Source organism: Rhodococcus sp. MEB064, assembly GCF_000834565.1.
Lineage (GTDB): Bacteria > Actinomycetota > Actinomycetes > Mycobacteriales > Mycobacteriaceae > Rhodococcoides.
In genome coordinates, this window is sequence record NZ_JXQS01000018.1 from 246803 (window position 1) to 269644 (window position 22842).

Sequence of the window (22842 nt, forward strand, 5' to 3'; positions counted from 1 at the left end):
GGACATGGCTGTCGACCGCCTGCTACCGAACGACGACGCGCGCGATCTGCTGCAGCTGACCCGCGACATCGCGGACAAGGTCCTCGACCCGATCGTCGACCGGCACGAGAAAGAAGAGACCTACCCCGAGGGCGTCTTCGCGACGCTGGGCGAGGCGGGACTGCTCAGCCTTCCGTACCCGGAGGAGTGGGGCGGCGGCGGTCAACCGTACGAGGTGTACCTCCAGGTGCTCGAGGAACTGGCATCGCGGTGGGCCGCCGTGGCGGTGGCGGTCAGCGTGCACGGGCTCTCGTGCCACCCGCTGATGGCGTTCGGAACCGAGGAGCAGAAGCAGCGCTGGCTCCCGGACATGTTGAGCGGCAGCACCATCGGCGCCTACAGCCTATCCGAACCCCAGGCGGGAAGCGACGCGGCCGCCCTGGCCTGCAAGGCAGTTCCCGGACCCGACGGGTACACGGTCACCGGATCGAAGGCGTGGATCACCCACGGCGGCAAGGCCGACTTCTACACCCTGTTCGCCCGCACGGGAGAGGGGTCCAAGGGAATCTCCTGCTTCCTCGTCCCGGCCGATCTCGACGGACTCTCGTTCGGTGCGCCCGAGGAGAAGATGGGGCTGCACGCGGTCCCCACCACGGCGGCACACTACGACGGGGCGCTGCTGGAGAAGGATCGGCTCGTCGGCGCCGAGGGACAGGGCCTGGGTATCGCGTTCAGCGCACTGGACGCCGGCCGGTTGGGTATCGCCGCCGTCGCGGTCGGGATCGCGCAGGCGGCTCTGGACGACGCCGTGGCCTACGCGCAGGAGCGAACGACGTTCGGCAGCAAGATCATCGACCACCAGGGTCTCGGCTTCGTACTGGCCGACATGGCCGCGGCGGTGGATTCCGCCCGGGCGACCTACATCGATGCTGCGCGACGCAAGGACGCCGGATTGCCGTTCTCCCGCCAGGCCTCGGTGGCCAAGCTCGTCGCGACCGATGCCGCGATGAAGGTGACGACGGACGGCGTGCAGGTCTTCGGCGGCTACGGCTACACCCGCGACTTCCGGGTCGAGCGCTACATGCGCGACGCCAAGATCACGCAGATCTTCGAGGGGACGAACCAGATCCAACGACTGGTGATCAGTCGGTCACTGGGGCGATAGCCTGCAGACATGACCTCGTTCACCGGCATCCCGGAAGCCGCCCTCGACTTCTACGAGGACCTCGAGGCCGACAACAGCAAGACGTGGTGGGCCGAACACAAGCACACCTACGACGAGTCGGTCCGTGCGCCGATGACCGCGCTGACCGAGGTGCTGGCCGACGAGTTCGGCAGCGCCAAGCTGTTCCGCCCGCACCGCGACGTCCGCTTCTCGAAGGACAAGGTGCCGTACAAGACTCACCAGGGCGCCTATGTCCAGGTGGCGCCGTCCACCGGGTACTACGTCCAGGTCGACGCGGCCGGACTGATGGTCGCCGGCGGCTTCTACGCATCGACGTCCGACACGATCGCGCAGTTCCGCGCCGTCGTCGACGACGATGTGAGGGGCGCCGAGCTGGAGAAGATCGTCGCCGACCTGGAAGGACGAGGGTACGACCGCGGCGGTGACCGCCTGAAGACGTCCCCTCGTGGATACGACGCCGATCACCCGCGGATCGACCTGCTGCGTCACAAGTCCCTGACCCTCGGCCGCAGTTTCGGGTGCCCGCCCTGGCTGGACACCGAGGCGTGCGCCGATCATGTCCGAGCGGCGTGGCGGGACTTCACGCCGTTGATGGAATGGTGCCGTCAGGTTCTGGCCTGACGGGCCCATACCGCCAGCTGGATCTCCATCAGCAGACGCGCGGCGGGGTCGGACAGATCGGTCCGCGTGATCTCCTCCACCCGGCGCACCCGGTAGCGCAACGTGTTCGGGTGGACGTGCAGTTCGGCAGCGGCCCGCCGGACATCTCCGTAGTGCGTCAAGTACATCCGGGTGCTCTCGCACATCGACGACGACGTTCTGGCGTCGTACTCGACGAGTGCGCTCATCCGCGGATCCTGCAGAGTGGGGTGGGCCGCCACCATGTCCACGATCTCTCCGAGCAGTACCGACGTGCGCGAATCGGCCAGCGTCGTCACGCGGTCACCGGTGGAATCCGACGTTCCGTCCAATACACGGTCCACCTCGGTCCGTGCAGCCGCCACCTCGCCGAGGGCGGCGACGGGCGATGCGACCGCTGCGCGGAGGCGGACGGTCGTGCGCGCGTCGATGCGGTCCAGGAGTTGGCGCGTCCATGACTCGACCGACGTCTCGGCGCGTGTTCGCGGTATCAACACGTAGATCCGGTCGCCGATGGTGGTCACCAACGACAGGCGGTGGAAGGAGCTGGCGTGCAGACGGATCGCCGTCGACAGATCGGACGTCGCGGTGGCGGACGTGGTGCCGGTGGCTGCCAACCCGATCACCGCGGCAGGCCCGTCGGTGGGAATGGACAGTGCGGCGGCGAGTGACGGGACGTCGACACCGCCGCCGCGGGCACCGAGCAGACGCTGGATCTGCAGTGCCTCGTTCGTCGGGGCTTCGATGATGCGGGTGATCAGCCGTGCGGCCACCGCGGCGGCTCCGCGCAGCACGCTGCCGGCGTCGTCGGCCAGAGGTCGCTGTCCCTCCTGGATCCACAAGGTGCCCAGCAACTTCGGCTCGGACGAGGTCGTCCTGATGCCCGCGACCAGCCGTCGTCGGATGCCGAGATCGGGGTGCGCCGGAACCTCGACGACGTCGTCGGACCGCCGGACACTGTCGTAGACACCCCACTGTTCGAGACGCCGAAGGTACTCGGACGGGCCCTCCCTGCCGAGGATCGACAACGTGCGCAACTCGTCGGCCTGATCGTTCGAGGCGGAGTAGGCCAGCACATGCGACCGCTCGTCCTCGATACTCACCATGCCCCGGGTGAGAACGGCGACCGTGTGCGCGAGGCCGAAGAGGTCGGTGTCGGCACCGAGTACGCCGCCGAGGTCGGAGGGTCCGGTCGGGACGATGTACTGGTTCGACTGGTCCAGCACCCCGCGCACCATGGACAGCAACCGGTCCCAGCGCGTCTGCGAATGCACCGCGATCAGCGCAACCCCCGCCACGCGGGCAGCGTGCTGCATCAACGTCGACGACGCGGCGGCCTTGCTCATGACAGCGACCGGTCGTAGGTCCGCGCTGCGCGTCCCCACTTCCTCGAGCCACGTCACCGCGTCCGCCTCGCGGACACCCGCCAGAAGATAGAGATCGGCGGCCGCCGCCGTCGTGTACGCCTCGGCTGACAGGTCGTCCGGATCCACCAGCGTGACGGACGAGATCGGAACCTCGAGACCCGCCGGGGCGACCAGGACCTCGACGAAGGCGGCATGTAGCGCGCGCACCACCGCGTCGAGGGTCGGCGCGTTCCGACGGGACACCATGCCTCGACGGTAACAATCCTTTGTCCGATCGGACAGAGCATCGGACGAACTCTCGTCGGATCGGCTGAATATTCGACGGGTGTCCATGGGCTTGAGTGATCACACCCCGATCGACGAGAACACCCGGAGGACCCGAGATGGACGCCGTCACCGCCGTACCCACCCCGACGAACGAACCCGTGCACACCTACGCACCGGGAAGCGCCGAACGAACCAGGCTGACCACCGAGCTCGATCGACTGGCCGGCACACCCACCGAGATCAAGCAGGTGATCGGCGGGGTGCACCGTGATGCGAGCGGCCCGCGCGAGAACGTCGTCCAGCCCCATCGTCACTCGTCGGTCATCGGATCGTTCACCGGCGCCACGCACCAGGACGTGCGCGACGCGATCGATGCCGCGGCCGCGGCGGCACCCGCCTGGCGATCGCTCCCGTTCGACGAGCGTGCCGCGGTGTTCCTCCGCGCCGCCGATCTGCTGTCCGGCCCGTGGCGCGAAACGATCGCTGCGGCCACCATGCTCGGACAGTCCAAGAGTGCCTACCAGGCCGAGATCGACTCCCCGTGCGAACTGATCGACTTCTGGCGTTTCAACGTCTCCTTCGCCCGCCAGATCCTGAGCGAACAGCCGATGTCGTCGCCCGGTGTGTGGAACCGCGTCGAGTACCGACCCCTCGAAGGATTCGTCTATGCCATCACACCCTTCAACTTCACCGCCATCGCCGGCAATCTGCCCACCGCTCCCGCCCTCATGGGCAACACGGTGCTGTGGAAGCCGTCGCCGACGCAGGCCGTGGCCGCGTACCTGACTCTGCAGCTGCTCGAAGCCGCCGGGCTGCCCGCCGGTGTGATCAACCTGGTCCTCGGTGACGGTCCGCTGGTGTCGGAGGTCGCACTGGCCGACCGTCGATTGGCGGGAATCCACTTCACCGGATCGACGCCGACCTTCCAGCGACTGTGGCGTGAGGTCGGCGAGAACATCGCGAACTACGACAGCTACCCGCGACTCGTCGGCGAAACGGGCGGCAAGGACTTCGTCGTCGCCCACAGCTCCGCCGACCCCGACGTCCTCACCACGGCCCTGATCCGAGGCGCCTTCGACTACCAGGGCCAGAAGTGCTCGGCCGCGTCACGGGCGTTCGTGCCGAAGTCTGTCTGGGCGAAGATGGGGGACACCCTTGTCGACACCGCGTCGTCCCTGACCTACGGCGACGTCACCGACCTGTCGAACTTCGGGGGAGCAGTGATCGACCGGAAGGCGTTCGACCGCAACGCCGCAGCTCTCGACCGGGCGAAGTCCGCCCCCGGCCTGACGATCGCCGCCGGTGGTGCCTGCGACGACTCCGAGGGCTGGTTCGTCGACCCGACGGTGCTGCTCGGCGACGACCCGAGCGACGACGCGTTCCACACCGAGTACTTCGGGCCGATCCTCGCCGTCCACGTGTACGACGATTCGATACCCGGGGCATTCGCCGACACCCTCGCCATGGTCGACAAGGCCTCCAGGTATGCGCTCACCGGATCGATCATCGCGACCGACCGCGTCGCCGTGACGCAGGCGACCGACGCCCTCCGCTTCGCCGCCGGGAACTTCTACGTCAACGACAAGCCCTCCGGAGCCGTCGTCGGACAACAACCGTTCGGTGGAGCCCGAGCCTCGGGGACCAACGACAAAGCCGGGTCACCGCAGAACCTGCTGCGGTGGGCGTCGGCACGCACCATCAAGGAAACGTTCGTTCCCGCAACCGATCACACCTACCCCCACCAGGGAGTCTGACGATGCCGACCAATCCGCTCCGTCCCGTCCTGCTCGCCGCCGGGCGCTCGCACCGACTCGAACGCGTCGTCGCGAAGTCGGCGCTGACCCGTTCGCTGGTCCAGAGGTTCATCGCCGGAAGCACCGAGCCGGAGGTCCTGGCATCGGTCCGCGGCCTGCTCGCCTCCGGTCGCGCCATCAGCGTCGACTACCTCGGCGAGGACACCACCGACGCCGCGCAGGCCACGGCCACCGTCGACGCCTACCTGTCGCTACTGCACTCCTACGCCGCACTGCGAGCGCCCGGTGAGCACGCGCTCGAGGTGTCTCTCAAGTTGTCGGCCCTGGGGCAATCGCTGCCGGGGGACGGCCACGACGTCGCGCTGGCCAACGCACACAAGGTCTGCGCCGCCGCGGACGCCGCGGGCGTCTGGGTCACCGTCGACGCGGAAGACCACACCACCACCGACTCGACGCTGTCCATCGTGCGGGAGCTGCGCAAGGACTTCCCGTCGTTGGGCACCGTCCTGCAGGCGTACCTTCACCGCACGGAGCAGGACTGCCGCGACCTGTCCGGCCCCGGATCGCGAATTCGCCTGTGCAAGGGCGCGTATCGCGAGCCGGAGGCGGTCGCATTCCAGAAGAAGGAGGACGTCGACGCCTCCTACGAACGGTGCCTCCGGGTGCTCATGGAGGGCGACGGCTACCCCATGGTCGCCTCCCACGACCCACGGATGATCGACGCTGCACTCCGCGACGCCGCCGAGCTCGGCCGCGGTCCCGGCGACATGGAGTTCCAGATGCTGTACGGAATCCGCGACGGCGAACAGGTCCGGCTGGCGTCCGAAGGTCACCGCGTCCGCGTCTACGTACCGTTCGGCACCCAGTGGTACGGCTACTTCATGCGTCGGTTGGCGGAGCGTCCGGCGAACATGACGTTCTTCCTCCGCTCCCTTCTCTCCCGCTCCTGAGTCGGTTCGCGCGCCCGTCGAAACTCCCGTCCCGACACGACTCGCCGAGGGCGGGAGTGAAGATGGTGTCACCGCACGTGCGGCAATAGTGCGTGCGGTGGTGGCCGATGCCGCACGAGCATGCCCGCGCGCCGACCAGAACCGAACGGGCCTGCAGCGCATGGCCGTTGGTGCAGGTAGCGGGCGCTTCCTCGTGCCACACCCCGTTCATGAGATGCAGCTGCCGACGGCGGTTCATCACGGACGTCTCCTCGGGAATCACACGTCACGAGGGAAGGTCTGACGTCGGGCGGTGCAGTGACATCACCCTACAGCACATCGAACATGTGTTCGACAGCGATGCGTCAGGCGAGATCGACGCGCGCGACGGCACCCGAGGTGGGGAACGGCGAACCGCCCGCAGGTTCGACGGTGACCGACAAAGCGGTGGCGTCGTCGACAGGAACGGAGGCCGGCACCGCCAGGGCATCGGCGTCCATGGTGCCGACGGACACGGGTGTGCCTTCGATGAGCCAGACCTGGTAGACCGAGCCGGCGGGAGGCGCCTCCACTCCCGTCATGTGCACGATCGCGCGATCCTGGCCGGGTACGTAGTCGACGGTCATCGTTCCGCCGCCGACGACGGGTGATTCCAGCGGAGCGGCCACCGCCACGACGGGCGCGTCCGCAGTCGTGTTCTGCTGGAACGTGACTGCGCCTCCGACGGCGACCACGGCGGCCGCAGCAGCGACCAGGGCCGCGGTGCGTCGACCGCGACGGCGAGACGGGCGGAGCGGAACGACGGTGGCTCCGGCGACCGGCACCTGGTGCGTGTCCTCGACGGCACCGAGAATGCGATCGCGCAGTTCGGCCGGTGCGGGCACTCGTGTCGACTCGGACGTGACGGCCATGGTCTCGCGGACGTCGCGCACGATGGCGTCGAAGCGGCGCCGCGTCGATGTGTCGGAGTTGTCGAGTCGAGTCATGGTCTCGAACTGCTCGGACGCTGCCATCGCATCCAGAGCGCATACGTACGCGAGCTCGAGGAGATCTCTGTCAGGCATCCTGAGAGGCTGATCGGGCGAACCGTGGTCGCTCATCTCGAAGTGCCTCCATGTGTCGAATAGGGCTCAGGCAGAGAGTGGGCGACACAGAACCCCCGTTACATCCACGGCCGTCTCTCCTGGCAAGTACACCGGGTATTCGGTGCGCTCGACCGGCCGGATGGGCACCCCCTCCGCAGGCGGTCACCCGCCGTCCACCAAGCGCGGCCGTAGGTGTTCGAAGATGAGGATCGTCTCGGTCGAGGCCACGGAGGGATGAGCACTGAGGTTCTGGACGACGAAGTCGCGGAGATGTGCGGAATCCTGCATCGCCACGTGGATCAGATAGTCGTCCGCTCCGGCGATGAAGTAGACGTCGAGTACCTCCGAGTGCGCGGTGAACGATTCCGCGAACTCGCCGAGGTGGCGCCGCGCTCCGGCGAGCAGGCGGACGGCGATCATGGCTTGGAGACCCTGCCCCAGGGCGGCCGGGTCGATGTCGGCGTGGAATCCGCGGATGACGCCGCGGTCGACCAGTGACCGCACGCGGCCGAGGCACGTGGACGGGGCGATGCCCGCTCTGCCGGCCAGTGTGTTGTTGGGGATGCGGGCATCGACGGCCAGTTCCCGCAGGATGACGCGGTCGACACGGTCCAGCGTCGAGGGCCGAAGATTGTTCGACGTGACCGGGTCCGACAGGCCGAGGTCCGACGATTCGATGTCCATAACGGCATCATAGAGAATTATCTTCACTCGAATCGCGGAGATCGCGAACAAAGTTCACGATATGGGGACGTATTCCGACTGGAAAGGACCCGTCATGAAGATCGGCATCCCCCGTGAGCTGAAGAACCACGAATACCGGGTGGCGGCGGCGCCGGCCGGTGTCCACGAGATGGTGGGCCGCGGGCACCGGGTCCTGATCGAGACCGGCGCGGGCGAGGGCTCCTCGTTCTCGGACGCCGACTTCAAGGCGGCCGGTGCGGACGTCGGGCGCTCCGCGGACGAGGTCTGGGACGAGGCCGACCTGCTGCTCAAGGTCAAGGAACCGATCGCGGCCGAGTACACGCGGCTCCGGGCCGGTCAGACTCTCTTCACCTATCTGCACCTGGCCGCGTCGGCCGACTGCACCGACGCCCTCCTCGCGTCGGGAACGACGGCCATCGCCTACGAAACGGTGACCGGGCGCGGCGGCGGACTCCCGTTGCTCGCGCCGATGAGCGAGGTCGCCGGCCGCTTGGCGACGCAGGCCGGCGCCTACCACCTGATGAAGCAGGCCGGTGGCCGCGGAGTGCTGATGGGGGGTGTGCCCGGAGTGAGTCCGGCGTCGGTGGTCGTCATCGGCGCCGGGGTGTCCGGCTCGCACGCCGTCTCGATGGCGCACGGTCTCGGAGCGGACGTGACCGTCTTCGATCTGGACGTCGACAAGTTGCGAGTGATCGACGCGAGATACCGCGGCCAGGTCAAGACTCTGGTGTCCACCACGTGGGAACTCGAGCAGGCAGTGGTGAACGCCGACCTCGTCATCGGTGCGGTCCTGGTGCCCGGGGCGAAGGCCCCCACGCTCGTGTCGGACGCATTGGTGGCGCGGATGAAGCCGGGATCCGTCCTCGTCGACATCGCCATCGATCAAGGTGGCTGCTTCGAGAGCTCACACCCCACCACCCACGACGATCCGACGTTCGCGGTGCACGACTCGCTGTTCTACTGCGTCGCCAACATGCCGGGGTCGGTTCCGCGCACGTCGACGCAAGCGCTGATCAACGCGACCCTGCCCTATGTGCTCACGCTGGCGGACCAGGGATGGGAGCAGGCGTGCCGCACGATGTCCGGTCTCGCCGACGGTCTCAGTGTCCACGACGGCGACCTGCTCTCGGACACCGTGAGAACGGCGCTGGGTCGCTAGAGTCGGCCGGTATGACTGTCATCCAGGTCGACACCGGTACCGATCGCATCGACGCGACACTCGCGACACCGTCGGGAGAGGGGCCGTGGCCGGCGGTCGTGATCGTGCACGACGTGTTCGGCATGTCGGACGACGTCCGCAACATCGCGCAGCGGTTCGCGGACAAGGGGTACCTGGCACTGGTGCCCGACCTGTACGCACGAGGCGGCCGGGCCAAGTGCGTCGTGGGGGTGTTCCGGTCGCTGTTCGCCCGCCAGGGTCAGGCCGTCGACGATCTGATGGCGTGTCGCGACGCGCTGGTTGCGCGGGACGACACGACGGACTCCGTGGCCATCGTGGGGTTCTGCATGGGCGGCGGGTTCGCCTTGGCCCTGGCGCCTCGTGGATTCGACGCCAGCGCGCCCTTCTACGGTGTGCTCCCCAAGAATGTCGAGGAGGCACTCGAGGGCGCGTGCCCCATCGTCGCCAGCTTCGGTAAGCACGACCCGGTTCTGCAGGGAGCCGGCAAGAAGGTCGAGAAGGTGTTGCAGGACAAGGGGATCGAACACGACGTGAAGACGTACCCGGGTGCCGGCCACAGCTTCGCGAACGATTCGGCACGAGGTCCCGCCGCACTACTGCTCCGCATCACCGGGTTCGGCTACAAGCACGAGCAATCGGAGGATGCGTTCGCCCGCGTCTTCGACTTCTTCGGGCGCCACGTGAAGAACTAGCGCCCGACTCCCGGCCCCTGCAGCGCGCCGCGCACCTCGCCGGTCTTGGGCTCGATGGCGCCGCGACTCTTGACCCATCGGCTGGGCAGCTTGCCCACCAGCTCGCCCAGCGGGTTCACCGCCGCGGCGAGAACGTCGACGGTGTCCTGCAGGATCTCCACGCTGGCGCTCATGCGTTCGAGGTTGGGCGCCAGCGAGCTGAGCGACTCGGCGACGGTGACCAACTGATCCAGCGGGCCGTTCTTCGCCGTCAGTCGTTTGATGGCGCCGTCGTCTCCGAGCAGCGTCTCCACCAGGCCGCCCTCGGCGATGGCCGTGTCGATCACGCCGTTCTTCTTGGTCAGCGCCTCGATGACGCCGCCCTCCTTGGTCAGCAGCTCGATCGGACCGTCCTTCGCCGTCAACCGCTCGATGGGACCGTCGACAGCGGTGAGCCGGTCGAGCAGTCCTCCCTCGGCCAGCAGTCGATCCAAGGCACCGTCCTCGGCGAGGACTCGGGTGAGGGGACCGTCGTCGGCCAGGATGCGTTCGAGCGGACCGCCGGGTTCGAGCAACCTGTCGAGGGTGCCGCCCTTGCTGGTGAGTCGGTCGACGGCGCCACCCGGCTCGAGGAGGCGATCCAGCGGTCCACCGGGTCGCAGAGCGTGGCCGAACGCCCGGTCGTCCGAGGTGAGTTCGGCGAGTTGACCCAGAAGGGCCAGCGGTCCGCCGCGCGGATTGGCCAGCGCGAAGGCGTCGATCGAGCCGGACGCTCCGGCGGCCAGAGCCATCCTCGTCGTCGCGACGGCGGATTCGGCGACGCCGACTGCAGACTCGGCGACCGCCAGCCCGACGCGCACCGGCAATGTGACTGCGGACACCCAGTTCATGGGGTCACTGTAACCCTGCATCCGACGTGGCGGATCAGTGCGCGAGCTTCAATCCGATCACGCAGCCGACCAGGCCCGCGATGAGCGCGATCTTGATCGGGGTGGCGGACTCGGTGCCCGACACCATCGCGTAGACGACGGTGAGGGACGCGCCGATCCCGACCCACACGGCATAGGCCGTGCCGGTGGGAATCGTGCGCATCGCGTAGGCCAGCCCGCCCATGCTCATCACCAGCGCCGTGCCGAAGACGATGGTGGGGACAGGTCGAGTGAAGCCCTCGGACTTCCCCAGTGCGGTCGCCCAGACGGCCTCGAGGACGCCGGACAGTACGAGAACGATCCAAGCCATGTGTCGTCGACTCTCCTGGCACCGTCTTGTCGCTGGCCGGGTACGGTGCGCTCGTCCGGGTCTGTGTCAGCAGTCTGTCCTCGACCGTAGCAAAGTCGCCGCGGCTCACAGCAAGCTCACAGCGACGCCCCGGGTAGATGTCAGCACCGACGGACACGATGGCAGTCGTGAGCGAGAATTCCACCATGACGACGTCGCGCCCCTCCACCACTGCCGAGGCCAAGGTGCTCGTCGTCGACGACGAGCCGACCATCGTCGAACTGCTGTCGGTGAGTCTGAAATTCCAGGGCTTCGAGGTCCGCACCGCGTCGGGCGGCCCGGCGGCGCTCGACGTCGCGCGAACCTTCAAGCCGGACGCCCTCATTCTCGACGTCATGATGCCGGACATGGACGGCTTCGGGTTGCTGCGACGACTGCGCGCCGATGGTATCGACGCACCGGCCCTGTTCCTCACCGCACGAGATTCGGTGGAGGACAAAGTGACCGGGTTGACGATGGGCGCCGACGACTACGTCACCAAGCCGTTCAGTCTCGAGGAAGTCGTCGCACGGCTCCGCGTGATCCTGCGCCGGTCGGCACCCGGGCCGCTGACGCAGCCGTCCCGGATCGTGTTCGCGGACATCGAACTCGACGACGACACCCACGAGGTGTGGAAGGCCGGCGAACCGGTGGCGCTGTCGCCGACCGAGTTCACGCTGTTGCGCTACCTGATGGTCAACGCCGGAACGGTGCTGTCCAAGCCGCGCATCCTCGACCACGTCTGGCACTACGACTTCGGCGGCGAGGTGGGCGTCGTGGAGTCCTACGTCTCCTACCTGCGCCGGAAGGTGGACACGACGGAACCACGGTTGATCCATACGCTGCGCGGGGTCGGGTACGTCCTGCGGGAACCGCGACGGTGAGGCGCCGTCTCGGGGCCGTCCCGCTCCGCGTCACGCTGGTGGCGGTGCTGCTGCTGCTCGTGGCGTTCGGCCTCGCGGGCTCCGGCGTGGCCGTCACGAGTGCTCTGCAGAACACGCTGACCCAGCGTGTCGACGAGCAGTTGATGGATGCTGCATCGGGATGGGCCAAGCCGCGTGGTGACCGCTTCCTCGGTCCGCCTCCGTCCGAGGCGAATCCGCTGCGACCGCCGGCAGCGTTCTACGTGCGCGCCGTCGGGGCGGACGGGTCCGTCCGCGAGCCGGTGAGCGACCTCGGCGACGTCCAACCGGATCTCAGTGGCGCGGTGTCCGCGACGCCCCGAACGGTCGGGTCTCTGGACGGAGTCGATCAGCAGTGGCGGACGGTGACCGTGACCAACTCCGACGGCGAGACCACGGTCGCCATTCCGCTGACGGGAAATCAGGCCATCGTCTCGAGCTTGGTGAGGCTGCAGATCTTCATCGGGCTCGGGGTCATGCTGATCCTGGGTGTCCTCGCGTACTTCGTGGTCCGGCGCAGTCTGCGGCCGCTGCGTGAAGTGGAGACCACGGCTGCCGCCATCGCCGCCGGAGATCTGCACCGTCGCGTCCCGGAATGGAATCAGCGGACCGAGGTGGGACGACTGTCGGCCGCACTGAACGGGATGCTCGCCCAGATCCAGCAGGCGTTCGCGGCCACCGAGGCGTCGGAGAACGCGGCCCGTGAATCGGAGGACCGGATGCGTCGCTTCGTCGCCGACGCGTCCCACGAACTGCGGACACCGCTGACGACCATCCGCGGATTCGCGGAGCTCTACCGTCAAGGCGCGATGACCGACACCGAGATGTTGATGACCCGCATAGGCGGTGAGGCGGCTCGGATGGGGCTGCTGGTCGAGGATCTGCTGATGCTCGCGCGCCTCGACGCGCAGCGCCCGGTCGAGCAGAAGCCCGTCGACCTGCTCAGGATCGCGGCCGACGCCGTGCACGACGCGTCGGCGACCGCGCCCGAGCGGGCCGTGCGCCTCGAGGTGATCGAGGCCAGCGACGTACCCGAGGTGCTCGGCGACGACGCGCGGCTACGCCAGGTCCTGAGCAACCTGGTGAGCAACGCGTTGCGGCACACCCCGGTCACCGCGTCGGTCACCGTCGCCGTCGGAACCGTGGGTGAGAAAGCGGTTCTCGAAGTACGCGACACCGGGCCGGGCCTGAGCGAGGACGATGCGCACCGGGTGTTCGAACGCTTCTACCGCACCGACAGGTCACGCACGCGCGAGAGCGGCGGCAGTGGACTGGGGCTCTCGATCGTGTCGGCTCTGGTCGCGGCGCACGGCGGCCACGTGTCCGTGCACAGCGTGCCGGGGGAGGGGGCGACGTTCCGCGTCGAGCTGCCCCGACTCTCACCACTCGCCGACTCAGCCGGATACCAGTCCCTCGACCAGGACGACGGCGATGAGGAGCATGACGACACCGATCACGACGTCGAGGACACGCCAGGCGACGGGCTTGGCGAAGATGGGCGTCGCGAAGCGGGCGCCGAAACCGAGAGCCGTGAACCACACCACGCTGCCCAGGACAGCGCCGGCAGCGAACCACCAACGCGCTGAGCCGGTTTCACGATTGGCCACCGATCCCAGAAATACCACGGTGTCCAGATACACGTGCGGGTTGAGCCAGGTCAGAGCCACACTCGTCAGAATCACCGATCGCAGGGACGCGCCGGTCGCAGTCTTCTCGACCGTCAGCGCGGACGGGTGCAGGGCGCGTCGGAAAGCGGTGAGGCCGTACACGGTCAGGAAGACGACGCCGGCGACGGTCACGACGGTGACGGCCGTCGGGTAGGTCTCGACCACGACGCCGATGCCGGACACACCGGCAAGAATCAGGATCGCGTCGGACAGCGCGCACACCAGCACCACCGCGAGGACGTGCTGCCGGGCGATTCCTTGACGCAGCACGAATGCGTTCTGTGCGCCGATGGCGACGATGAGTGAGAGGCCGACGCCGAAGCCGACCAGCAGGGATGACATGCGACGAACGCTAGGGCGTGGTCGTGATGCAGTCCAGCTCATGTTTTTCAGCAGTCATGAGCGTAGCTTCATATCATGCAGTCCGACCAGCTCGAAGCCCTGCGCGCCGTGGTCGACGACGGCACGTTCGAGGCTGCCGCTCGCTCGCTTCACATCACGCCCTCGGCCGTGAGTCAACGCATCAAGGCGCTGGAGGTGAGTGTCGGCGCCGTCCTGGTCACGCGAACGAAGCCGGTGGCGCCCACCGAGTCCGGGGCCGTGTTGTTGCGTCTCGCCCGTCAGATCCAGACGTTGACCGACGGCGCCGTGCACGAGTTGCGTGCGACCGACGGCGTCGCGCGCGTGTCCCTGGCCGTCAACTCCGATTCGCTGGCCACGTGGGTACTGCCGGCGTTGGCGCCGCTCGCGGGTTCGGTGATCCTGGACATCCACCGCGACGACCAGGACTACACCGCGGACCTTCTCCGAGGAGGGACCGTCACCGCCGCGGTGACCTCGGTGGATTCCGCCGTGCGGGGATGCTCGTCCACCGCGCTGGGCTCGATGCTCTACCGACCCTGCGCGACAAAGGGTTTCGTTGATCGGTTCTTTGCCGACGGCATCACGCCCGCGGCGCTGTCGCACGCCCACGTGATCGCGTTCGACGAGAAGGATTCGCTGCAGGATCGCTACCTGTCGCTCCACGGTGTCGGCGCGTACACCCCGCCGCGACATCTGGTGCCGTCATCGACCGAGTACGCGCGGGCGGTGGGCCTGGGCTTCGGATGGGGGATGGTGCCGGATCAACAGCGAGACGATCTGGACGTCGTCGAACTGGACGACACCGTCATCGACGTGGCGCTGTTCTGGCAACAGTGGTCGCTCGCATCACCGGCCCTCGACGCCGTCGCCCACGCCGTCATCGGAGCGGCGCGGACGATGCTGGCCCGGGTCAGCGCGTCGGAACGTGCTGACCGTGACCGAACGAGGTGAGGGCAGCCGTGATCTTCTCCTGTGCCTCGTCCAACGACTCGGGCGACGGTGAGGTGTCGGCCTTCGTGATGTCGAAGTCAGCCATGTCGAACGCCGGGAAGACGTGCAGGTGCAGGTGCGGCACCTCGAGACCGGCGATCAACAACCCGGCACGCGGCGCCCCGAATGCTGTGCGCACCGCCTTGCCCACCGTCTGCGCGACGGACGTGAGAGCGCCGAACGTGGCGGGATCGATGTCCTGCCACTGATCGATCTCCGCTCGGGGAACGATCAACGTGTGGCCCTGCGTGACCGGGGCGATGGTGAGGAACCCGACCACGTCGTCGTCCTCCCAGACGAAGCGACCGGGGATGTCGCCGGCGATGATTGCGCTGAACACGGATGCCATGATGCGACTGTAATGGTCGGGCGCGGTCCTGCGCGGTGGCCTGACGCTCCCGGGTAACTCCCGGGTCGAGCCCGGGGCGGTCCCGGGGCGCGGAGCGAGTGTTCAGGTCATGACAACTGATTCCATCGAACGGCCGGAGTTCCGGGCGCGGCGGCGCGGGGGTGTGGCCACCGTCGAGGTCGTCGTTCCCGTCTACAACGAGCAGGACGGCATCGAGGCGTGTGTGCGCCGGCTGCACGCCTACCTCGCCGTCGATGTCCCCTATTCCACGCGCATCACCGTCGCCGACAACGCGAGTACCGACGAGACGCGCGCCATCGCCGAGCGGCTCGCCGCGGAACTCGACGGGGTCGCAGTCCGTCATCTCGACGAGAAGGGGCGCGGCCGAGCACTCAAGGCGGTGTGGCTCGAGTCGGACGCCGACATCGTGGCCTACATGGACGTGGACCTGTCCACCGATCTACGAGCGCTCATGCCGCTCCTGGCACCGCTTGCATCCGGCCACTCGGACCTGGCCATCGGGTCCCGCCTGGCGACGTCGTCGCGGGTCGTCCGAGGAGCCAAGCGAGAGTTCATCTCTCGCAGCTACAACGTGATCCTCCGCACGTCGTTGCGCGCGAAGTTCTCCGACGCCCAGTGCGGATTCAAGGCGATCCGCACCGACGTCGCCCGGAAGATCCTGCCGCTCGTCGAGGACGCCGGATGGTTCTTCGACACGGAGTTGCTGGTGATCGCCGAACGCGTCGGGCTGCGGATCCACGAGGTGCCCGTGGACTGGATCGACGATCCCCGCTCGAGCGTCGACATCGTCGACACGGCCGTCGCCGATCTCAAAGGGTGCTGGCGCGTCGGTCGAGCACTCGCGACGGGCGTACTCCCGGTGGCAGACCTGCGTCGCAGCCTGGGACGCGAGCCGATCGGTCCGGTGACAGGAGTTCCCGTGGGCATGGTCGGACAACTGGTCAGGTTCGGTCTCGTCGGCGTCGCCAGCACCGTCGCCTACGCGGTCCTGTATCTGATGTTGCATACCGTGCTCGGCGCCCAGGGCGCCAATTTCGTGGCACTGCTGGTGACGGCCGTGCTGAACACGGCGGCCAACCGCGCCTTCACCTTCGGCGTCCGCGGTTCCGGCGGCGCAGCGACCCATCACCTCCAGGGACTCGCGGTATTCGTCGTCGGCTGGCTCATCACCGCCGGCTCCCTGTTCGCGCTGCACGACTGGCTCCCGGATGCGTCGAAGCACCTCGAGCTGGCGGTACTCGTCCTCGCCAACCTGGTTGCCACCGTCACCCGCTTCATCGCCCTGCGATGGGTCTTCCGTACTTCGACGACCGATACTTCTACGACAGTTATGGACACGAACCGATGACCACTCTCGTCACCGCTCCCGAAGATCATGCGCGCGGCTACACGCCGCCGTCCCGCCATCGCCGGTGGGAGCCCCTCGCCGCAACCGTCCTGATCGTCGGTACGGCCGTCGCCTACCTGCTGAACCTGAGCAGCAACGGGTGGGCCAACTCGTTCTACTCCGCTGCGGTACAGGCAGGTTCGCAATCCTGGGAGGCCTTCTTCTTCGGCTCGTCCGACGCGGCCAATTCCATCACCGTCGACAAGCCCCCGATGTCGCTGTGGCTGATGGAACTGTCGGTCCGGGTCTTCGGCCTGAACTCGTGGGCGATCCTGGTGCCGCAGGTCCTGCTCGGTGCGGCGTCCGTGGCGCTGATGTGGCGCACGGTCCGCCGCCAGTTCGGTCCGGCGGCCGGTCTGCTCGCCGGACTGGTTCTGGCGGTGACTCCCGTTGCGGCTCTGATGTTCCGGTTCAACAATCCGGATGCCCTTCTCGTCTTCCTGATGATCGCCGCGGTGTGGGCGATGCTGCGCGCGGTGGAGGACGGTCGCACCCGATGGTTGGTTCTCGTCGGAGTGTTCGTCGGCTTCGGCTTCCTGACCAAGCAACTCCAGGTCATGCTCGTCGTGCCACCGATCGCCGCGACCTACCTGTTCGTGGGGCCGGTATCGGTACGCGCTCGGATCGGGCAATTGTTCGTCTCGCTCGGCGCGGCGATCGTCGCCGCAGGCTGGTGGATCGCGATCGTCGAACTGTGGCCCGCGTCGTCACGCCCCTGGATCGGTGGCTCGCAGAACAACTCGATCCTCGAACTCACGCTCGGCTACAACGGCCTCGGTCGCCTCAACGGTGAAGAGACCGGATCGGTCACACCGGGTGGCGGCACCGGCGGCGGGAGCATGTGGGGTGACACCGGCATCACCAGGATGTTCGACTCGTCCCAGGGCGGCCAGATCGCCTGGCTCATCCCGGCCGCGTTGATACTCGGTGTCGCCTCGATCGTCCTGCGGGGCAGGGCTCCTCGTGCCGATGCCCGCCGTGCCGCGCTGGTGGTGTGGGGACTGTGGCTGTTGGTGACCGGACTGACGTTCAGCTTCATGGCCGGCATCTTCCACTCGTACTACACCGTGGCGCTGGCACCTGCTGTCGCCGCCGTCGTGGGCATGGGCAGCGTCGCGTTGTGGCGGGCACGTGAGCAGTACTGGACCCGTCTCGTTCTTGCTGCGGCAATGGGGGCAACCGTCGTCATCGAGTGGGTGTTGCTCTCGCGCAGTGCGACATTCGTGCCGTGGCTGAAGGTCGTCGTCGCCGTGGTCGGGGTATTCGCGATCGTGGCCCTGCTGATTCCCCGCCTCACCCGTGGTCGCCTCGCGACGGTGGCTGTGCTGGCCGCTCTGTTCGCCGGACTTGCCGGACCCACGGCCTACGCGGTGGACACCATCGCGACCGCTCACCAAGGTTCCATCGTCACCGCGGGCCCGAACAGCGGCGGCATGGGCTTCGGCCGCGGAGGCGGTAGGGACGACGGCCGCGGAATGCGTGCCGGTCAGGCTCCGGGTGGTCAGGCTCCGGGTGGTCAGGCTCCGGGTGGTCAGGCTCCTGCAGGTCAGGTTCCGGGAGCCCAAGCTCCGACCGGTGCGATGCCCGGCGGCGCGGACGGCGGCGGTATGGGCGGACTGCTCAGCGGCAGCACGCCGAGCGCGGAACTGACCGAGCTGCTCGCGGAGGACGCGGACAGCTACACCTGGGTTGCTGCGGCGATCGGGTCGAACTCGGCGTCCGGGTACCAGTTGGCGACGCAGGACCCGGTCATGCCGATCGGTGGGTTCAACGGCAGCGATCCGTCACCGACGCTGGCGCAGTTCCAGGCCTACGTGCAGCAGGGCGAGATCCACTGGTTCATCGCCGGCGGCGGCATGGGTGGCCGCGACTCCGGAACCTCCGCGGAGATCAGCGAGTGGGTGACAGCGAACTTCACCGCACAGACGGTGGACAACGTGACGCTGTACGACCTGACCGCCTGAGGACCTGGCCGGCAATCCGGTGCGGAAACGTTCGCGTGACGAACATTTCCGCACCGGATTCTCATCGTGTCAGCTCGCCGGCGACGTCCGCGGACGCCAGCATCAACACCAGCGCCGGAACGACGGTCTTCGGTGCCAGGCGGTAGTCCCCGCGGCCGTGCTGCTCGACGACGCGGGCGGACGTCAGTGTCTTCAGGTGGTGGTAGAGCTGGCCCACCGAGGACAACCCGACCGCGGACTGCAGGTCGGTTGCGGTGGCAGGGCCGTGCAGCAGCGCGCGGACGACGGCGAAACGCACAGGGTGCCCCAGCGCGGCCAGGACCTCGACCGACCGATCCGGCGGCAGGTTCAGCACGCCGTCGGGGGAGTAGCCGATGGACCAGGAGACGTCGCCGAACAGGTGAACGTCCCCCGCGTAGGAGATCGAGCCGCCGGTGCCGGGTGATGCCTCACCACCGGATCCCTCCAGCGCGGCGACACGGGCCTCCAGGGCCGCCACCCTCTCGGCGAGATCCGGTTCGTCGTTCACGACACGCAGGCTATCCGTTCCAGCGTCGCGGGATCCGAGACCGCCTGCAGCAGCAGTCCCTGCTGGGCCGCGAGATTCGACACGGCGGCGGTGTACTCGGCGGTGTCCATCCTGCTGGTGAGCCACACGGCAACGGCGTCGGAACCGTCGGACCTGCGGAACTCGAATGCCTGCGTCAGCACTCCGGGGAGGCTGCCGCCCTTGAATCCCATGGCCGTGAACCCGTCCGGCGGCTCCTGATACTCGAGCTGACGCCGCACGTCGTCCACGCCAGGCCCGAACGAGCCGTCGGCAATGGCGCCGTAGAAGCGGGCCAGGTCGGCGGCCGAGCCCCGTGGCCCGACGCGGTCGAAGTAGTCGACCAGGTCGGACTCGGTCGTGGGCGCCGAGTCCTGGCCGTACGTCGCTCGGAAGTCCGTGTCGAAGGCGAATCGCTGGGCGAGCGGCCACAGCTGGTCGGCAGGGACATCGCGATCGAAGACGCCGATCGTCGTGCCCACGAGGGTCGGTGGCTCGAAGTCGGTCCACCCACCCGCTGCGGCGGCATCCCGCAGGGCGTCGTCTCCGAGGCGGTAACGGAGATAGTCGGGGACGGTGTTGTCGCTCTCGCGGACCATCGCGGAGACCATGTCGTCCAGGCGAACGGTCGCAGCGGGGTCCAGCGCAACCGTCGAGTCGTGGGCGATGCCCAGGCGATCCAGCGCGGCGATATGTGCTCCGCCGTCCGTTCCCGGGGCGTACCAGCGCTGCCATTCGGACACCGGCACCTGCTCGTCCGGATCGAGTACCCCGGAGGCGACGGCACGGGCGTACGCGCCGAGGTGCACCACCTTCACCGCCGACGCCAACGGTTGATCGCGGTCCGCCGCGTGCACGGCGGTGGTGCCGCGGCCGTCGTCGACGGAAAATGACACCGTGTCGGGATTCTCGGCGGCCAGGCCGATCCACCCGTCCAGCGTCGTGACGTCGGCGGCAGGGGCTGCCGAACACACCGTGGTGTCCGATGCGCTGTCGGAGTCGGGGGTCGCGGCGGTGCATCCCGCAAGAACGGCGGACAGGGCGGTGAGCACTGTGACGGTCCTGATCATCGACGTCCTCCATGTGTTCGACTATTCCGATATTCCGGAATAACGACAATAACAGCATGCCGGTCGCGGAGTCGAGGTCGCAGTGCGCGTGCCAGTACGCTGCTCTCGTGCGAGTACTCGTCATCGGTTCCGGAGCCCGTGAACATGCCCTGCTCATCGCCCTCGCGGCCGATCCCGACGTCAGCGCGGTGATGTGCGCCCCCGGCAATGCGGGGATCGCGACGATCGCGCCGACCTTCGCGGTGGACGTGGCGTCCTCGGAGGCTGTCGTCGCGCTCGCCCGCGAGCGTGCCGCCGACCTGGTCGTCATCGGTCCCGAGGTTCCGCTCGTCCTGGGGGTTGCCGACGCGGTCCGCGAGGCCGGCATCGCGTGCTTCGGCCCGTCCGCCGCAGCAGCACGCATCGAGGGATCGAAGGCCTTCGCCAAGGACGTCATGGCGTCGGCGGGAGTCCGCACCGCGCACAGCGAGATAGTGGACACCCCCGCGCTTCTCGACGCGGCGCTCAACCGCTTCGGCCCCACCTGGGTGGTCAAGGACGACGGGTTGGCCGCCGGCAAGGGCGTCGTCGTCACCGACGATCGGATGAAGGCTCGCGCCCACGCTGCGGAGCTGCTCGAGCTGGGCCATCCCGTGCTGCTCGAGTCGTTCCTGTCGGGTCCCGAGGTCTCGCTCTTCTGCTTCGTCGACGGAGAGACGGTGGTTCCGTTGCTGCCCGCACAGGATCACAAGCGGGTCGGCGACGGTGACGTCGGCCCCAACACCGGCGGTATGGGCGCGTACACGCCGCTGCCGTGGCTGCCGCAGGAGATGGTGACGCGCATCGTCGACGAGGTCGTCGTGCCCGTCGCTGCCGAGATGGTGGCGCGCGGATGCCCGTTCACCGGACTGCTGTACGCGGGCCTGGCCGTCGACGCCGAGGGTCCCGCTGTCATCGAATTCAACTGTCGCTTCGGCGATCCCGAGACACAGGCGGTGCTCGCCCTCCTCGACACGCCGATCGGGGCTGCTCTGAAGGCGACCGCGACGGGAACGTTGGCGGACCTCCCTGCGCTGCAGTGGAAGCCGGGGTCGGCCGTCACGGTCGTCGTGGCCGCCGAGAACTACCCGGGCCGCCCGCGGACGGGGGATGTCATCACGGGCGCCGACCGTTCCGGAGTGCTGCACGCTGGCACCGCACTGGGCAAGGACGGGGCGTTGGTCTCGGCCGGCGGCCGGGTGCTCAGCGTGGTCGGAACGGGTGCCGATCTGGCCGAGGCCCGCGCCGACGCCTACGACGTGTTGTCCCACGTGTCGTTGACCGGCAGCCATTTCCGCACCGACATCGGGCTGGCTGCCGAGCGGGGCGACATCGCGATCCCGTCCTGACATGAGGTCGGACAGCCGGCGCTCCCGTATCGAGCCGTTCCACGTCATGGACGTGTTCGCCGCCGCCGCTCGCCGGCAGGAGACGCACGGCGACGTGGTGTCCCTGGCGGCCGGTCAGCCGTCGACACGAGCGCCGCGCCCGGTACTCGACGCGATGCGGCGAGCGCTGGACGAGGACGTGATCGGGTACTCGGAGTCGCTCGGCACGGCAGTGTTGCGTCGAACCATCGCCGAGTACCTGACCGGTCGTTCCGGCGTGGCGATCGAGACCGAGGACATCGTGGTCACCACCGGATCCTCGGGTGCGTTCACGCTGCTGTTCCTCGCGGCCTTCGATCCCGGAGACACGGTGGTGATGGCCCGGCCCGGCTACCCCGCCTATCGGAACACGTTGTCGGCGTTGGGCGCACACGTGATCGAGCTGGACTGCGGCGAGGACGTGCGCTTCCAGCCGACCGTCGCGATGCTCGATGCCCTGGACGAGCCTCCGGCGGGACTGATCGTCGCGAGCCCGGCCAATCCGACGGGCACCATCATCGACCCCGCCGAACTGGAGGCGCTCGCGCGCTGGTGCGACGCGCACGGGACGCTGCTGATCTCCGACGAGATCTACCACGGCATTTCCTACGGAGACCTCGACACACGGAGTGCGCGGGAGTTCTCCGATCAGGCGGTCTCCATCGGGTCGGTGTCCAAGTACTTCTCCATGACGGGATGGCGACTCGGCTGGATGGTGTTGCCGCGCAGTCTCACTCGTGCGGTGGAGCGACTGGCGTCGAACATGACCGTGTGCCCACCGACGGTGTCGCAGCTGGCGGCCGTCGCGGCGTTCTCGGACGAATCGATCGCAGAGCTCGACGGTCACGTACGCCGCTACGCCGACAACCGGGACGTGCTGCTCGGCGGGCTCCGCGCGGCCGGCATCACGCGGCTGGCTCCGGCGGACGGCGCCTTCTACGCCTACGCCGACATCGCGCATCTGACCGACGACTCGATGCAGTGGTGCGCGCAGGTGCTCGGGGAGACAGGAGTCGCGGTGGTGCCCGGCGCGGACTTCGACACCGTCGACGGTCATCACACGGTGCGGTTCTCCTTCGCGGGGTCGACGGAGGACATGTCGGAGGCACTGCGTCGGCTGGCGCCCCGCCTCCGAGGCTGACCGGCATCCCGCCGTTTCCCCTCGACGGCCGTCGGGT

21 protein-coding genes, 1 pseudogene and 1 riboswitch are annotated in these 22842 nt (G+C 68.2%); of the genes and pseudogenes, 13 read left to right on the forward strand and 9 right to left on the reverse strand.

Annotated elements, in window-relative coordinates; translation table 11 throughout:
- Window positions 1-4 precede the first annotated feature (4 nt).
- Together RU01_RS10580 and RU01_RS10585 are read left to right on the forward strand one after the other, a co-directional pair.
- The gene (locus tag RU01_RS10580) at window positions 5-1144 is read left to right on the forward strand and encodes an acyl-CoA dehydrogenase family protein (protein ID WP_042574473.1); all 1140 of its coding nucleotides are present in this window, start codon (window positions 5-7) and stop codon (window positions 1142-1144) included.
- 9 nt (window positions 1145-1153) lie between these two features.
- Window positions 1154-1786: a DUF2461 domain-containing protein gene (locus RU01_RS10585; RefSeq protein WP_042574474.1), complete on the forward strand. Its 633-nt coding sequence runs from the start codon at window positions 1154-1156 to the stop codon at window positions 1784-1786.
- On the opposite strand, the gene RU01_RS10590 is transcribed toward RU01_RS10585, so the two are convergent.
- Window positions 1771-3417: a PucR family transcriptional regulator gene (locus RU01_RS10590; protein WP_082043022.1), complete on the reverse strand. Its 1647-nt coding sequence runs from the start codon at window positions 3415-3417 to the stop codon at window positions 1771-1773. The two genes, RU01_RS10585 and RU01_RS10590, sit on opposite strands and share 16 nt — an antisense overlap.
- A 137-nt stretch (window positions 3418-3554) precedes the next feature.
- Here RU01_RS10590 and pruA point away from each other — a divergent pair, with 137 nt between their 5' ends.
- Window positions 3555-5192 (forward strand): L-glutamate gamma-semialdehyde dehydrogenase, encoded by a 1638-nt coding sequence (pruA, locus tag RU01_RS10595; protein ID WP_042574475.1) that lies wholly within the window; start codon window positions 3555-3557, stop codon window positions 5190-5192.
- Between the two features lie 2 nt (window positions 5193-5194).
- A complete protein-coding gene (locus tag RU01_RS10600; RefSeq protein ID WP_042574476.1) occupies window positions 5195-6142 on the forward strand; it encodes a proline dehydrogenase family protein in 948 nt (315 codons plus the stop codon).
- Window positions 6143-6486: 344 nt separating this feature from the next.
- Here RU01_RS10600 and RU01_RS10605 read toward each other — a convergent pair whose 3' ends face one another.
- Window positions 6487-7185, reverse strand: coding sequence for an anti-sigma factor (locus RU01_RS10605; protein ID WP_042574558.1), 699 nt, complete (start codon window positions 7183-7185; stop codon window positions 6487-6489).
- Between the two features lie 183 nt (window positions 7186-7368).
- Window positions 7369-7890: an Lrp/AsnC family transcriptional regulator gene (locus RU01_RS10610; protein WP_042574477.1), complete on the reverse strand. Its 522-nt coding sequence runs from the start codon at window positions 7888-7890 to the stop codon at window positions 7369-7371.
- 94 nt (window positions 7891-7984) lie between these two features.
- Here RU01_RS10610 and ald point away from each other — a divergent pair, with 94 nt between their 5' ends.
- Both ald and RU01_RS10620 read left to right on the forward strand, forming a co-directional pair.
- Window positions 7985-9070: an alanine dehydrogenase gene (gene ald, locus RU01_RS10615; RefSeq protein ID WP_042574559.1), complete on the forward strand. Its 1086-nt coding sequence runs from the start codon at window positions 7985-7987 to the stop codon at window positions 9068-9070.
- Window positions 9071-9081: 11 nt separating this feature from the next.
- Entirely contained in the window at window positions 9082-9783 is a 702-nt protein-coding gene (locus RU01_RS10620; protein WP_042574478.1) for a dienelactone hydrolase family protein, read from the forward strand.
- Here RU01_RS10620 and RU01_RS10625 read toward each other — a convergent pair.
- Both RU01_RS10625 and RU01_RS10630 read right to left on the reverse strand, forming a co-directional pair.
- Window positions 9780-10652: an ABC transporter gene (locus RU01_RS10625; RefSeq protein WP_231568671.1), complete on the reverse strand. Its 873-nt coding sequence runs from the start codon at window positions 10650-10652 to the stop codon at window positions 9780-9782. The genes RU01_RS10620 and RU01_RS10625 overlap by 4 nt on opposite strands.
- A 34-nt stretch (window positions 10653-10686) precedes the next feature.
- Window positions 10687-11001, reverse strand: coding sequence for a DMT family transporter (locus tag RU01_RS10630; RefSeq protein ID WP_042574479.1), 315 nt, complete (start codon window positions 10999-11001; stop codon window positions 10687-10689).
- A 15-nt stretch (window positions 11002-11016) separates the two neighbouring features.
- Window positions 11017-11079: riboswitch (guanidine-III (ykkC-III) riboswitch) on the reverse strand.
- Between the two features lie 107 nt (window positions 11080-11186).
- On the opposite strand from RU01_RS10630, the gene RU01_RS10635 reads away from it, so the two are divergent.
- On the forward strand, window positions 11187-11903 hold the full coding sequence (locus RU01_RS10635; RefSeq protein WP_042574561.1) for a response regulator transcription factor: 717 nt from the start codon (window positions 11187-11189) through the stop codon (window positions 11901-11903).
- On the forward strand, window positions 11900-13507 hold the full coding sequence (locus RU01_RS10640) for a sensor histidine kinase (RefSeq protein WP_269430120.1): 1608 nt from the start codon (window positions 11900-11902) through the stop codon (window positions 13505-13507). Before RU01_RS10635 ends, RU01_RS10640 begins: the two co-directional genes overlap by 4 nt.
- On the opposite strand, the pseudogene RU01_RS22465 reads toward RU01_RS10640, so the two are convergent.
- Window positions 13397-13972: pseudogene (locus tag RU01_RS22465) on the reverse strand (LysE/ArgO family amino acid transporter); the annotation flags it as partial. The gene RU01_RS10640 and the pseudogene RU01_RS22465 overlap by 111 nt on opposite strands.
- Before the next feature lie 33 nt (window positions 13973-14005).
- On the opposite strand from RU01_RS22465, the gene RU01_RS10650 reads away from it, so the two are divergent.
- A complete protein-coding gene (locus RU01_RS10650; protein ID WP_042574481.1) occupies window positions 14006-14902 on the forward strand; it encodes a LysR family transcriptional regulator ArgP in 897 nt (298 codons plus the stop codon).
- Here the strand turns inward: RU01_RS10650 and RU01_RS10655 are convergent.
- On the reverse strand, window positions 14862-15290 hold the full coding sequence (locus RU01_RS10655) for an HIT family protein (RefSeq protein WP_042574482.1): 429 nt from the start codon (window positions 15288-15290) through the stop codon (window positions 14862-14864). The genes RU01_RS10650 and RU01_RS10655 overlap by 41 nt on opposite strands.
- 109 nt (window positions 15291-15399) lie before the next feature.
- Between RU01_RS10655 and RU01_RS10660 the strand changes: the two genes are divergently transcribed.
- Window positions 15400-16659, forward strand: coding sequence for a bifunctional glycosyltransferase family 2/GtrA family protein (locus RU01_RS10660; RefSeq protein WP_042574483.1), 1260 nt, complete (start codon window positions 15400-15402; stop codon window positions 16657-16659).
- Window positions 16656-18662: a glycosyltransferase family 39 protein gene (locus RU01_RS10665; RefSeq protein WP_042574484.1), complete on the forward strand. Its 2007-nt coding sequence runs from the start codon at window positions 16656-16658 to the stop codon at window positions 18660-18662. Before RU01_RS10660 ends, RU01_RS10665 begins: the two co-directional genes overlap by 4 nt.
- 61 nt (window positions 18663-18723) lie before the next feature.
- Here the strand turns inward: RU01_RS10665 and RU01_RS23360 are convergent, their stop codons facing one another.
- Together RU01_RS23360 and RU01_RS23365 are read right to left on the reverse strand one after the other, a co-directional pair.
- Window positions 18724-19191 carry an ArsR/SmtB family transcription factor gene (locus tag RU01_RS23360; RefSeq protein ID WP_042574485.1) on the reverse strand — a complete coding sequence of 156 codons (468 nt, stop codon included), beginning with the start codon at window positions 19189-19191 and terminating at the stop codon, window positions 18724-18726.
- On the reverse strand, window positions 19188-20279 hold the full coding sequence (locus tag RU01_RS23365; protein WP_042574486.1) for a serine hydrolase: 1092 nt from the start codon (window positions 20277-20279) through the stop codon (window positions 19188-19190). Before RU01_RS23365 ends, RU01_RS23360 begins: the two co-directional genes overlap by 4 nt.
- 107 nt (window positions 20280-20386) lie before the next feature.
- On the opposite strand from RU01_RS23365, the gene purD reads away from it, so the two are divergent.
- The gene (gene purD, locus RU01_RS10680; RefSeq protein WP_042574563.1) at window positions 20387-21646 is read left to right on the forward strand and encodes a phosphoribosylamine--glycine ligase; all 1260 of its coding nucleotides are present in this window, start codon (window positions 20387-20389) and stop codon (window positions 21644-21646) included.
- Window position 21647: 1 nt separating this feature from the next.
- Complete coding sequence (locus tag RU01_RS10685; RefSeq protein WP_042574487.1) at window positions 21648-22805, forward strand: pyridoxal phosphate-dependent aminotransferase; 1158 nt, start codon at window positions 21648-21650, stop codon at window positions 22803-22805.
- The last annotated feature ends 37 nt before the right edge of the window (window positions 22806-22842 follow it).